The organism is Staphylococcus pseudintermedius (assembly GCF_034042775.1).
GTDB classification, from domain to species: Bacteria; Bacillota; Bacilli; order Staphylococcales; family Staphylococcaceae; genus Staphylococcus; species Staphylococcus pseudintermedius.
In genome coordinates this window covers 1,719,797-1,733,150 of record NZ_CP120150.1, presented here as the reverse complement: position 1 = coordinate 1,733,150, position 13,354 = coordinate 1,719,797, and the positions used below count along the sequence as shown (strand labels likewise).

The window sequence follows — 13,354 nt, the reverse complement described above, 5'->3', positions numbered from 1 at the left end:
GGACTCTATGGAGATTGGACAAAAGATAAAAAATTTAAGACGTTTAAAAAACTTAACGCAAGAGGAACTTGGAGAACGCACGGATCTATCTAAAGGTTATATTTCTCAAATAGAAAGTAATAAAACGTCACCCAATATGGAAACTTTTTTAAATATTTTAGAGGTGCTTGGAACGTCACCACGCGATTTTTTTGATGACAAACAAGTAGCGAAAGTGCATTATCCGAAAAGTGAACAGTTAAGTTATTGTGAAGATGAAAAGGGATATTATTTGCAGTGGCCTGTGAAGCGTTCAAATGAGTTTGATATGGAGCCATTATTGCTCACATTAGAACCACACGCATCATATAAAGATTTTCAGCCCTCAACATCAGATACTTTCGTCTATTGTTTAGAAGGGGCAGTGACTTTAACTTTAGGGGAGCAACAATATACTGCAGAAAAGGGAGATGCATTATATTTTAAAGCGCTGGCTACTCATCGTTTATCGAATACAAGTCAAGTGAGTGCGAAATTGATGATTGTTGCAACGTCATCGTATTTATAGGAGGTTTTAAAGAATTGAGTGAATTACTAAAGTTTAAAAATGTTACAAAAAAGTATGATACAACGACCATTTTGAATGATATTGATTTAGAAATCGAATCAGGACATTTTTATACCATTTTAGGACCATCAGGTTGTGGTAAAACGACAATGTTGAAGTTGATTGCTGGCTTTGAAACCCCCGATGCAGGAGAAGTGATTTATTTAGGGAAAAACATTAATCAACTTCCAGCGAATCAACGTCAAGTGAACACAGTTTTCCAAGACTATGCGTTGTTTCCACATTTGAACGTCTATGATAACGTTGCATTTGGATTGAAGTTAAAAAAGATGAAAAAAGATCAAATCGAGAAAAAAGTGATAGAAGCGTTAAAGCTCGTTAAATTAGAAGACTATATGTACAGTGAGATTCATGCGTTAAGTGGGGGCCAAAAGCAACGTATTGCAATGGCACGGGCAATTGTCAATGAACCTGAAATCTTGTTATTAGATGAGTCTTTATCGGCGCTCGATTTAAAGTTACGTACTGAGATGCAATATGAGTTGCGCGAATTACAATCACGCTTAGGCATTACGTTCGTATTCGTTACACATGATCAGGAGGAAGCCCTTGCTTTGAGTGACTTTATTTTTGTCATGCGCGCAGGTAAAATCGAACAGTTTGGAACGCCGCTTGATATTTATGATGAGCCGGTCAATCGCTTCGTAGCAGACTTTATTGGCGAGTCGAACATTGTTGAGGGAACGATGATCAGAGACTATGTGGTGAACATTTACGGCCAAGATTTTGACTGTGTTGATAAAGATATTCCACCTCAAACTTTAGTTGATGTTGTCATTCGCCCAGAAGATATTACACTCGTACCGGAAGAACAAGGGCTATTTAAAGCGACTGTGACGAGCTCGTTATTTAGAGGCGTGCATTATGAGATGATTTGTGAAGATCGCAAAGGCTATGAGTGGATGATTCAGTCAACGAAAAACGCAGAGATTGGTACACGCGTAGGTTTAGACTTTGAACCTGAAGCGATTCATATCATGGTACCGGGTGAAACAGAAGAAGAGTTCGACAAACGTATTGAAGGTTATGGAGATTTGAACCATGAAACATATTAATCGTTGGCTCGCTATACCGTATTTACTTTGGATGGTTTTCTTCATTGTCATTCCAGTCATATTACTTTGTTACTTTTCATTTGTTGACGATCATGGGCACTTCACATTGATGAATTACGAACAGTTTTTCTCTGTCCGTTATATGAGAATGCTATTTGAATCTATTGTTTATGCGACGTTAATTACGCTGATATGTTTATTAGTAAGTTATCCCGCAGCTTACTTCATTCATCAATCTCGTCACGCCGCGTCTTGGTTGTTGGTGATGATTATTCCAACATGGATGAATTTACTACTTAAGACATATGCATTCATTGGGATTTTCAGTCATGATGGTCTTATCAATAAAATCTTGATAGCTTTAAACATTCCATCTCAATCGATTTTATTTACTGCACCTGCATTTATTTTTGTAGCGGCGTATATTTATATTCCATTCATGTTGTTGCCAATATACAACAGTATGAAAGATATCCCAAACCAGCTGTTTTTCGCAGCACAAGATTTAGGGGCGAATACGTTTACTGTCATTCGTAAAGTGCTGCTTCCTTTAACGGCGGAAGGGGTCAAAACAGGGATTCAAGTCACATTTATTCCTGCGTTGTCACTCTTCATGATTACGAGACTGATCGCTGGTAACAAAGTCATCAATATTGGTACAGCGATTGAAGAGCAATTTTTAGTCATTCAAAACTTTGGAATGGGTTCGACAATTGCGCTCTTCTTAGTGTTGTTCATGGCATTGGTTATGATTTTAACACGCAGTAAGCATAAGGGAGGCGCTTCAAAATGAGATGGTATGGAAAGTTTTATTTAATTGCAATGTTAGTTGTACTGTACTTGCCTATTTTCTTTTTAATGCTGTACTCGTTTAATAGTGCAGGCAATATGGTGCAGTTTGAAGGGTTTACTTGGGAACATTATCAAACGTTATTCGACAACAAACGTTTACTTCAAGTTGTGTTCAACACGATTGCGGTGGCGTTATTAGCAGCTGGTATTGCGACGATCATTGGGATATTCGGTGCGTTGTTATTGTATCAATTGCGTAATCAAACCGTTAAAATTTCGTTATTAACGTTAAATAATGTGCTCATGGTATCATCAGATGTTGTGATCGGTGCGTCATTTTTAATTATGTTTACTGCACTAGGACATTTTACAGGATTTGGATTAGGTTTTACGTCTGTTCTCATCTCACATATCGCGTTTTGTATTCCAATCGTGGTCATTATCGTATTGCCAAAGTTATATGAAATGAACGATTCGATTATGAATGCAGCACGAGATTTAGGAGCATCAGAGTTTCAATTGTTAAGTAAAGTTGTGATTCCATACATTATGCCGGGAATTATCGGTGGCTTTTTCATGGCATTAACGTACTCATTAGATGATTTTACAGTAAGTTTCTTCGTTACCGGAAATGGTTTCAGTGTGTTATCTGTAGAAGTTTATTCTATGGCACGTCGTGGTATTAGTATGGAAATCAATGCGATCTCTACCATTTTGTTTGCGTTAATCATGCTCGGTTTATTGATTTATCAAATCATTCAACGTCAAAAACAAAAAATTCAATCCAATAAAAGAGGTGTGTCATTATGAAACAATTAATACAGCTCGTTGGTGGTGCACTGCTATTGGGTTTAATTAGTTTAGGTGTCGGGTATTGGATTAATCATGACGGTATAGGTGGCAAACAACAAGAGAAGCTTTACGTCTACAACTGGGGAGAATACATTGACCCTGAGTTGTTAGACCAATTTGAAGAAGAAACGGGTATTAAAGTCGTCTATGAAACATTTGATTCAAACGAGGCGATGGAAGCAAAAATTCGAAATGGCGGCACACATTATGACGTCGCATTTCCGAGTGACTATACCATTGAAAAGATGAAAAAAGAACATTTATTACGACCGCTCGATCATAAAAAGATTCCTAATATGAAGCACCTCGATCCGTATTATATGAATCAACCGTTCGATCGTAAAAATGAATATTCGATGCCATACTTTTTTGGTACGGTGGGGATTTTATATGATAAAGAAAAATATGAAGATATTGATTTCAACAGCTGGAATGCTTTGAAAGATCCAAGACTTAAAAATGATGTGCTCTTAGTCGATGGTGCACGTGAAATTATGGGTATTTCATTGAATAGTTTAGGGTATAGTTTAAATGATAAAAACCCTGAACATCTCAAGCAAGCGGAACAGCATCTGAAAACCTTTGCGCCAAACATTCGTGGTGTCGTAGGGGATGAGATTCAAATGATGCTTGAACAACATGAAGCGAGTGCCGCTGTCATTTGGAGTGGATCGGCAGCCCCTGTTTTCCATGAAGATGAACGCTTTGATTATGTCGTTCCGAAAGAAGGTTCCAATTTGTGGTTTGATAATATGGTCATTCCTAAAACAGCACAAAATGTGGAAGGCGCGCACAAGTTTATTAATTTCTTGTTAGACCCAGAAGTGAATAAACAAAATACCGAATGGGTAGAATACGCAACACCTAATGAAACAGCGAGAAAGCAATTACCAGAAGAGATTCGCGATGATAAACGTGTATACCCGACACGTGAAGAACAACAAAGGTTAGAGGTTTATCATGATTTAGGACCAGATGTTTTAAGCGAATACAACGAACGTTTTCTTAATTTTAAAATGGCGCTTTAACTGCGAATGTAGTGATTTCGCCAAAGTTTAGTTATAATGAGGAGAGTAAGATAAATATGAGGAGTGAAAGCATGACGGGAGAAACATATACACATATTAGTCGTCCTGTAAATCGACTCGCCGAAAAAATATTAGGTTGGTTGAGTTGGCTATTGCTGCTAGGTACTACTGTAGTCGCGATGTTTTTTGGCTTAGTTTTGTTTAGTAATGAAAGTTCAATTCAAAGTTTAGAAAACAGTATTGCTAATAACGCGACATTACAAGAGTTATTAACCAACAATAATATGAATGCGACACAGTTTGTTATCATGTTACAAAACGGTGTATGGGCATTTATCGTATATTTAATCATATGTCTGTTGATTTCATTCCTAGCGTTGATTTCAATGAATCATCGTATCGTATCAGGTTTGTTATTTTTGCTTGTAGCAATCGTGACTTTACCATTATTCTTTATTTTAGTACCACTCTTCTTCTTTATCATTGCGCTCATGATGTTCGTTCGAAAAGAGAAGTATGAAGCGGTGCCGACGTATTACGATGAGGGTTACTCGTATGGACCATATGCGACTCATGAACCACAAGACTATCAACAACATGAGACATATCGTGAACCTGTTGCATACACAGAAAATGAACGTCCATCAAATGAATCATATCAAACTTATGAAGAAACACCAGCTTATGATTCTTCGGTAGTCAATGACGATGAACCAGAAGTGTTATCTCGCTCTGCTAAATACCATCAAAAATCACAAAAGCATCGAGAGGTTTCACAAGCAGATGAAGCGGACGATACATTAGTGTATGACAGTCGAGCGATGTCAAGAAATGTCGAGCAACGTCAACATGATGATGAACTGTCGACAGATACTGATATAGAAGATGAGGCGGCATCGATGTCTAGAGCGGAAATGAAACAACAGCGTAAAGAAGAAAAGAAAGCGCGTAAAGCATACGAAAAAGAACAACGTAAGCTTCGACCAAGTGCTTCCTCACAACGACGTCAAAATTATGATGATCGGATGAAATTACAACAAGACCGTTCAAAAAGTGATTCACAAGTAGATAAGGATCAATAATATCAAAAAAGCGGATAGGTCACTTGATGTGATACACACGGCGACACGCACTTTGAGTGGAGTCAGACATGTATGACATGAAAGATTGCCTATCCGCTTTGTTATGTCATATTATTTTATAGATAGATACACATATAAATTTAAAGTGATAAATTTAGTGAAAAAAATTAAAGTATGGTTTATTTTAATTAAAACAGGTAATATACTAATCAAGGAGGGTTTTTAGATGACAAATCAATATACGTATAATCAACAACAGCATAATCAAATGCATTCAAACGATTTGAACGGGACACCAAAACCGTTTAAACGCACAGTTGAAAAAGTATTAACTTGGGTTGGAATTGTGTTACATATTGTTTGGATTTTGCTTTTAGTAGGTTTGGTAAAAGTAATTCAGACACCTGAATTCCAACAAGAAATTCAAGCAACAGGTCAAGATATTGCACAGATAGAGAATTTAGGGTCAAGTACATTTTTGTTAGCATTAATTCCGCTTGTATTTGCGATTGTTGCAGTGTTTATCTTTAAAAAGAACATTTTAGCTGGGATTCTGTTAATTTTAGCAGCTGCGACAGGTTTGTTTTTAACGATGAGCTTAATTTCAGCAGTATTATGGTTGATTGCCGGTATTATGCTAATCGTGCGTAAACCGAAACGTCAAGATACTGTGATTTACGATGCGCATAACAATAATGCAAATGATTCCGACCGTCAACGTGGCACAACTACGGATCCTTACGTTTATGGTAACGACACAACAAAATCAGTGCGTGATGAACATGAGTCAAATTTTAACCGAGAAAATCACGACGAAGAACGCAATGGTTTTGAACAAAATATTAAAGACGATACAACAGATTTAAAAAAAGATTTGAACGATAGTAAAGGCGATACAGAAGACCGTCTGCGTTAATCATTCGAAATCTCAAGTATGTTTAGGTTTTATCCTAGAATACTTGGGATTTTTTATTTTTGAGACATTGTGTTGCAACGTTATTTTGTTTTCATAAATTTAAGTACGAAAATAAGACGTAAGGGGATTTGAAAATAAAAATGGAAAAAGGGTGGGACATAGAAAGCTTTAGCCGTAATCTATTCATAGATTGATGATTCATTAATGACTTTAAAGCAATGGAAAATGAGGGGAAATAGGATACAAAAAATGATGCTAATGCTTTCTAGTTTTCATACTCTTACCCTCAGTTTTGCTGTAATTGATATCAAATTGTCCAGAAGGATGAGACGCCTAAGGGAATGCGTGAATACTGCTGGTAGTGATAGCTTCTCTTTAATAGTGGTTACTACCAGCAGTAGCTGTTTGACTTCTCAATGGCATACGCTTTTGAGAAGTCGAGTCAGCCGTGCGGGGGCAGTACGACGAAATCTTTATTGTACATGAGATTTCTGAACTGCTCCAAAATTCATTAACGTCTTAACAAATGTAACAGTTTAATCGAGCCGAGTTGAAGGGGCGGCCCCTAAGAAAGAAGCCATGAGGGCAATCATAAACACAATTTGTGGAAGAGGGCAAGTTTAACAAGAATATTGCATCAATAACATCAAAATTTTTGTGTCCTATACCTACAAATTTTGGTGTTATTGATAAAATTTTAATAATTGCTCAAACGTGTCTTCTAAAAAGGCAATGAATTTACGATCTGATTTTAAATGTTCAGATTGTGGCGTGATAGCACGAGCTACAAAAAATTCCCCTTTTTTCACATTTTTTGCACGCGTGATACCTGCTTCAATTTCTTCTTGGGACATGTCTTGAATACGTGATTTCGTCGGTTGCATATGGTCTAACGAAATTTGGAAGTCTTCAGGCAAGTTGAGTAATGTATCTAACTTTTGCTCGAACACTTTTACGTCCTCCGCTTTGTTTGGATCCTCGTGCATTACACCATACATTACAAATAAATGGTCTTCAAATAAGCCGATTTGGAAATGAGGCATCATTTTATAACCGCGTTTATTTGTAGCAAATGCCACCCATGTGTCTTTAGGGGGGTTCACTTTACGACGTGCATGTTTCGCCACGTGCGCATAAAACGTTTCACCTGTTACTGTTTCTAGGTAATCTGCAAAATAGTCACCTAAAGCGTTCAATTGAGGACGGATTTGCTTTTCGAGCCCTTCCATTCGTGCGTCAAGTCCTTCAATTTGAAAAACTTTGAAATCTTTTGGTTTAAATATGTATTTCGTCATGGATTGACCTCCTTATCGTATGTCTATGAAATTACTTTTATTGTAGCATATTACAGTCGTTTGAACATTTAAATTGAATCAAATTAGTGTATAATAAATGCAATAGGAGTGAGGCAAATGCATTTATATGATTATGCGAAAAGTCTAGTATTAGAAGCGGGGAATAATGTTCGAAAATGGATGGTGGAAGACCTCGCTATAGAAGAAAAATCAAATCCAAATGATCTTGTTACGAATGTAGATAAAGCGATTGAACAATTCATCGTACAACAAATTCAAGAAAGTTATCCGCACCATCGTATTATCGGTGAAGAAGGGCACGGCCATGATATTGAGTCGACTGAAGGTGTTGTTTGGGTCATTGATCCCATCGATGGCACGCTTAATTTCATTCATCAAGGCGAGAATTTTGCGATTTCTGTAGGTATTTTTAAAGATGGCAAGCCCTATGCTGGATTTGTTTATGATGTAATGGCTGATTTATTGTATCATGCTAAAGTAGGTCACGGCGCTTACATTAATCAAAATGCAATTCCACAACTAGAGGGTACGCAAGTTCGTGAAAGTATTATCGGTATGAATCCAAACTGGTTAACGAAACCGATTTTAAGTTCAATTTTACAGCCGATTATTAGTGACTCGAGAAGTGCACGTGCATATGGTTCAGCTGCATTAGAAATTGTTTATGTTGCGACTGGTCAACTTGCGGCGTATTTAACACCACGATTACAGCCTTGGGATTATGCAGGTGGTATGATTATTTTAAATGAAGTCGGTGGTGTGGCAACTAACTTTGCCGGAGAGCCGTTATCAATCACAGCGCCAAACTCTATTTTAATGGGGAATGCGCAAGTCCACGAAGAAATTAGACGTGACTATCTTCAAGGTTATGATCATGTGTTAACCGCTTTACAACAAAAGTTTAAACGCAAATAAACATTGAGCTATCACAATTAAAATGATTTGAATACATACATCGCTACAAAGATATTCAATGCGTAGCGGTGTTTTTTATTGATAAAAGGGTAATGGGCATAGTCACATAAAAAAGATAGTGCCAATGATTGTTCATCAAGCACTATCTATGTAAAAGTTTATCATTCCATCACTAAGCCCATGATGTGGCATGCGTGTTGTGATACGAAGCGATGTGTAAATTTCAGTTATAACCAATCATTTTCACGATATTTCTTTTTTAATGTAAAGCCAACACCAAAAGTAACGACCATTAAGATAAACATAATAATCATCCAAAAAATGTTCGTTGCAGCAACGGCAAAGCTAAACATTGTTAAAAAGAATACAGCGATGATTGCAAGGATTAAAAAAATGGATTGAGATTTTTTCATTATCAGCCCACCTCACTGTTTCTTCATTCCATTTCTATGATATAATAAACGAGTTGTAAAAGAAAGTGATAATTTACCCGAGAAAGGAATTACAGTATGACAAAATTTAGAGAAGATGTTCGTAACATTGCGATTATCGCTCACGTAGACCATGGTAAAACAACTTTGGTTGATGAATTATTAAAACAATCCGGTATTTTTAGAGAAAATGAACGTGTAGAAGAACGTGCGATGGACTCAAATGATTTGGAGAGAGAACGTGGTATTACAATTTTAGCGAAAAATACTGCGGTTGACTATAAAGATACGAGAATCAATATTTTAGATACGCCAGGGCACGCTGACTTTGGTGGAGAAGTAGAGCGTATAATGAAAATGGTAGATGGTGTTGTATTAGTGGTTGACGCTTATGAGGGGACAATGCCACAAACACGTTTCGTATTGAAAAAAGCGTTAGAGCAAAATTTAAAACCTGTTGTCGTTGTGAATAAAATTGATAAACCTTCAGCCCGTCCGGAAGGGGTTGTCGATGAAGTTTTAGATTTATTTATTGAATTAGACGCCAATGATGAACAACTTGATTTCCCTGTAGTGTATGCTTCGGCGATTAACGGTACAGCGAGCTTAGATCCAGAGAAACAAGATGAAAACATGCAAAGTCTATACGAAACGATTTTAGAGTATGTGCCAGCGCCAGTAGACAACAGAGATGAACCATTACAATTCCAACCTGCATTATTAGACTATAACGATTATGTAGGACGTATCGGTATCGGTCGTATTTTCAGAGGAACGATGCGTGTCGGTGAAAGTGTGTCATTAATTAAATTAGATGGCACTGTGAAAAATTTCCGTGTAACGAAAATATTCGGTTATTTCGGTCTGAAACGTGAAGAAATCCAAGAAGCTTATGCTGGAGACCTTATTGCAGTATCGGGTATGGAAGACATTAACGTCGGTGAAACGATAACACCACAAGATCATCAAGAAGCGTTACCAGTATTACGTATTGATGAACCAACACTTGAAATGACATTTAGAGTTAATAATTCACCTTTTGCTGGTCGTGAAGGACAATTTGTCACTGCACGTCAAATTCAAGAACGTCTTGATAATCAATTAGAAACAGACGTGTCCTTAAAAGTGACGCCAACTGATTCACCAGATGCATGGACAGTTGCCGGTCGTGGAGAGTTACACTTATCTATTTTAATTGAAAATATGCGTCGTGAAGGTTTTGAATTACAAGTTTCGAAACCACAAGTTATTTTAAAAGACATTGATGGTGTTTTACATGAACCATTTGAACGGGTACAAACTGAAGTACCAGAAGAATATGCCGGTGCAATTATTGAATCTTTAGGTCAACGTAAAGGTGAAATGGTCGACATGGTAACGACAGACAATGGCTTAACACGCCTTATCTTTAACGTCCCTGCACGTGGCTTAATCGGTTATACGACAGAATTTATGTCAATGACACGTGGTTACGGTATTATCAACCATACATTTGATGAATTTAGACCACGCATTAAAGGACGTATCGGTGGCCGTCGTAACGGTGTACTTGTCTCAATGGACCAAGGTTCAGCGAGTGAATATGCGATTTTAGGACTTGAGGACCGCGGTATCAACTTTATGGAACCAGGAACTGAAGTATACGAAGGCATGATTGTTGGACAAAACAACCGTGAAAATGATTTAACAGTGAATATTACAAAAGTTAAACATCAAACAAACGTGCGTTCAGCGACGAAAGACCAAACTGAAACGATGAAAAAGCCACGTAAATTATCATTAGAAGAAGCATTAGAATTCATTAATGATGATGAGCTTGTGGAAGTAACGCCTGAAAATGTACGTTTAAGAAAGAAAATCTTAAATAAAGGGCAACGTGAAAAAGAAGCAAAACGTATCAAACAAATGATGGAATCTGAAGAAAATTAATTTAATTCGTCATTGAATCATATTTTGAAAGAGCTTGGAGAGTGAAAATCTTCAGGCTCTTTTTTAATTTTTTGGAGGCAGTGCACATTTTTGAATGGTAGTCAATGCTGATCACTTTTCTCTTAAACAGACCGTAAGCCATCGAGGAAATGGGTATACGCTCATTTACTATAAACCAATAAATGTCTGTGACGACGTAGTTTTTACCTATATAAACTGTAATTTTTATACTAGCATTACGTATAAGTTGATTTTATAATCAAACTCTCAAGCTATTTAAACTATAAAAGTAATTATAGGGTTTCTCGAATTTAAAAGGTATATTAATTAGTCTTATTTCAAAGTAATTTTATTTTTAAGCCAATTATTTTGTTTTCCTCAGGCGATGTATTAAAATGAAGGCAGTTAATGAATAGGAGGGAAATACAGTGAACACAAAGTATGAAAAATTATTTGAAACACTTGAATTACCCAACGGAACAACATTAAGAAACCGTTTCGTTTTAGCACCTATGACACATACATTATCTAATGACGATGGGACTGCCTCAGATGTGGAATTAGACTATATGGAATCTCGCTCAAAAGATGTCGGTTTAGCGATTACAGCAGCAACATATGTGAATGAAGAGGGGAAAGCATTTCCAGGTGAACCATCTATTTCTAAAGAGGAAGATCTTGAAGGTTTAAGTGAACTTGCAAGAAGAATGAAAAAAGGTGGCGCAAAAGCAATCGTTCAAATCCATCACGGTGGTGCGAAAAGCTTACCTGAATGGGTACCTAATGGTGACGTTAAAGCGCCAAGTGCTGTTTCAACTGTAGGTTTCGGTCATACAGAACCACATGATGCGCGTGAAATTACAGCTGAAGAAATTGAACAAATGATTAAAGATTTCGGTAAAGCGACATCACTTGCAATTAAAGCTGGATTTGATGGTGTCGAAATTCACGGGGCAAACCACTACATTATCGAACAATTTCAATCACCATACTACAACCGCCGCGATGACAAATGGAAAGAATTATTCTCTTTACCAAATGCGGTGGCAGATGAAGTGTTACGTGTAGCCAGAGAAGAAGGACCACAAGACTTTATTGTCGGTTACCGTTTCTCACCTGAAGAAGCAGAAGATCCAGGTATTACAATGGATAACACTGAAAAATTAATCAAACACTTAATCGAAAAACCACTTGATTATTTACACGTGTCATTAATGAATGTGCATTCCGTTGTACGTCGTGGTGAACACGAAGGTAAAAAACGTGTAGATTTAATTCTTGATTGGATGGAAGACCGTATGCCACTCATCGCAATCGGTTCAGTATTCTCAGCAGATGACGCATTAAGTGCCATCGAAACAGGCGTACCTTTAATTGCGATGGGCCGTGGTTTATTATTTGATGAAAATCTTATTAGTAAAACAAAAGAAGGTAGAGAAGACGAAATCATTTCTTACTTCGACCCAGAAAAAGCAGATCATCACAACATGCCATATTTATTATGGAAAGCATTTGCTGATAAATGGTATCCATATCCAGAAAAACCAAATGCATAATCTGAGTTAAACGATATAAAAAGGGCGAATCGCTTCCACGTCTTAAACGGTCAAGCCATTCGCCTTTTTCTTATGCTTGACAAACAAAAACCGGGGCATCTTAAGTCCATGCCCCGGTTCATATTAAGCTTCATCATGATAAGAAGTCGCGTCCTTTTTATCATGGGTAGTCAAGATAGGTGGACGTTGCTTCGGTGTATCAAGACGGCTCTTACATTCATCGCACATAAACGTTTTAATGGGATTATTTTTCAAACGTTTCGCTAATCGTGTATTTTCATCTAACAAAACTTCAGTGTCACATATGATGCAAGTGACTTTACGCATTTAGAACACCTCTATATGTGTAACGTGCTCGAAAACATAGTCATAACCGTCTTCTAACGTATAAACAAAACTGTCTACACCATCATCGTGATAGAGACGCTTGCCATCTTTAGCGAATTGGAAGAAAAGATAAGGCAACAGGTCGAATGGCACATCGATATGCGCTTCATCGTTAGACAGCCTGATCGTTGTGACGTTTTCATATGGTTCTGCATTTTTGAAAAAAGGTGTCATATTAATCGCAAAAGAACCTTGTAATACAGCACGTTTTTTATAATCAATTTCAGAATTTAAAGTAGGTGGATTCGTTTGACCTTCTAATATGGCACGATTCCATTCTCTGTTGTCCTCAAATTCAATCGGCTTTTGTCCTTCAAAAATACCTTTTTCTAAATCCTCAAGTGAAATTTTTCGATCGTCAAAAATCCAAGTCGTACTATCGAGTGTAATTGGAAATTTAACGTCACCTTTGATTTGAATCATTTGTATGCACTCCCTCAGTTTAGCTACGTTTATTTTAACATACTTGTCCCAGAGCGTATGCCAAA

14 protein-coding genes are annotated in these 13,354 nt (G+C 37.1%); 10 read left to right on the top strand and 4 right to left on the bottom strand.

Annotation, left to right across the window (positions count from 1 at the left end):
• Positions 1–7: 7 nt before the first annotated feature.
• The 7 genes from P3U61_RS08210 to P3U61_RS08180 all read left to right on the top strand — a co-directional run bounded on the left by P3U61_RS08210 (position 8) and on the right by P3U61_RS08180 (position 6,332).
• A complete protein-coding gene (locus tag P3U61_RS08210) occupies positions 8–547 on the top strand; it encodes a helix-turn-helix domain-containing protein (RefSeq protein ID WP_015728957.1) in 540 nt (179 codons plus the stop codon).
• 14 nt (positions 548–561) lie between these two features.
• Positions 562–1,662, top strand: a complete 1,101-nt coding sequence (locus P3U61_RS08205) for an ABC transporter ATP-binding protein (RefSeq protein ID WP_110159458.1) — start codon at positions 562–564, stop codon at positions 1,660–1,662.
• Complete coding sequence (locus P3U61_RS08200; protein ID WP_014614242.1) at positions 1,649–2,455, top strand: ABC transporter permease; 807 nt, start codon at positions 1,649–1,651, stop codon at positions 2,453–2,455. Before P3U61_RS08205 ends, P3U61_RS08200 begins: the two co-directional genes overlap by 14 nt.
• Positions 2,452–3,264, top strand: coding sequence for an ABC transporter permease (locus P3U61_RS08195; RefSeq protein WP_014614241.1), 813 nt, complete (start codon positions 2,452–2,454; stop codon positions 3,262–3,264). Before P3U61_RS08200 ends, P3U61_RS08195 begins: the two co-directional genes overlap by 4 nt.
• Positions 3,261–4,334, top strand: coding sequence for an ABC transporter substrate-binding protein (locus P3U61_RS08190; RefSeq protein WP_015728959.1), 1,074 nt, complete (start codon positions 3,261–3,263; stop codon positions 4,332–4,334). The genes P3U61_RS08195 and P3U61_RS08190 overlap by 4 nt, the downstream gene beginning before the upstream one ends.
• Before the next feature lie 71 nt (positions 4,335–4,405).
• Positions 4,406–5,416, top strand: a complete 1,011-nt coding sequence (gene auxB / locus P3U61_RS08185; protein WP_014614239.1) for a lipoteichoic acid stability factor AuxB — start codon at positions 4,406–4,408, stop codon at positions 5,414–5,416.
• A gap of 226 nt (positions 5,417–5,642) precedes the next feature.
• Positions 5,643–6,332, top strand: a complete 690-nt coding sequence (locus tag P3U61_RS08180; protein ID WP_199612766.1) for a DUF4064 domain-containing protein — start codon at positions 5,643–5,645, stop codon at positions 6,330–6,332.
• A 683-nt stretch (positions 6,333–7,015) separates the two neighbouring features.
• Here the strand turns inward: P3U61_RS08180 and P3U61_RS08175 are convergent.
• Positions 7,016–7,627 carry a YktB family protein gene (locus P3U61_RS08175; protein WP_014614237.1) on the bottom strand — a complete coding sequence of 204 codons (612 nt, stop codon included), beginning with the start codon at positions 7,625–7,627 and terminating at the stop codon, positions 7,016–7,018.
• A 117-nt stretch (positions 7,628–7,744) separates the two neighbouring features.
• Here P3U61_RS08175 and P3U61_RS08170 point away from each other — a divergent pair, with 117 nt between their 5' ends.
• A complete protein-coding gene (locus P3U61_RS08170; RefSeq protein ID WP_014614236.1) occupies positions 7,745–8,563 on the top strand; it encodes an inositol monophosphatase family protein in 819 nt (272 codons plus the stop codon).
• Between the two features lie 227 nt (positions 8,564–8,790).
• Here the strand turns inward: P3U61_RS08170 and P3U61_RS08165 are convergent, their stop codons facing one another.
• Complete coding sequence (locus tag P3U61_RS08165) at positions 8,791–8,982, bottom strand: DUF5325 family protein (protein WP_225549974.1); 192 nt, start codon at positions 8,980–8,982, stop codon at positions 8,791–8,793.
• A gap of 90 nt (positions 8,983–9,072) precedes the next feature.
• Between P3U61_RS08165 and typA the strand changes: the two genes are divergently transcribed.
• Together typA and P3U61_RS08155 are read left to right on the top strand one after the other, a co-directional pair.
• Positions 9,073–10,923 carry a translational GTPase TypA gene (gene typA, locus P3U61_RS08160; protein ID WP_014614234.1) on the top strand — a complete coding sequence of 617 codons (1,851 nt, stop codon included), beginning with the start codon at positions 9,073–9,075 and terminating at the stop codon, positions 10,921–10,923.
• A gap of 428 nt (positions 10,924–11,351) precedes the next feature.
• The gene (locus tag P3U61_RS08155) at positions 11,352–12,479 is read left to right on the top strand and encodes an NADH-dependent flavin oxidoreductase (RefSeq protein WP_063278778.1); all 1,128 of its coding nucleotides are present in this window, start codon (positions 11,352–11,354) and stop codon (positions 12,477–12,479) included.
• A 123-nt stretch (positions 12,480–12,602) separates the two neighbouring features.
• Here the strand turns inward: P3U61_RS08155 and P3U61_RS08150 are convergent, their stop codons facing one another.
• Together P3U61_RS08150 and P3U61_RS08145 are read right to left on the bottom strand one after the other, a co-directional pair.
• A complete protein-coding gene (locus tag P3U61_RS08150; protein WP_014614232.1) occupies positions 12,603–12,806 on the bottom strand; it encodes a DUF2197 domain-containing protein in 204 nt (67 codons plus the stop codon).
• Positions 12,807–13,289 carry a hypothetical protein gene (locus P3U61_RS08145; RefSeq protein WP_014614231.1) on the bottom strand — a complete coding sequence of 161 codons (483 nt, stop codon included), beginning with the start codon at positions 13,287–13,289 and terminating at the stop codon, positions 12,807–12,809.
• Positions 13,290–13,354: the final 65 nt, after the last annotated feature.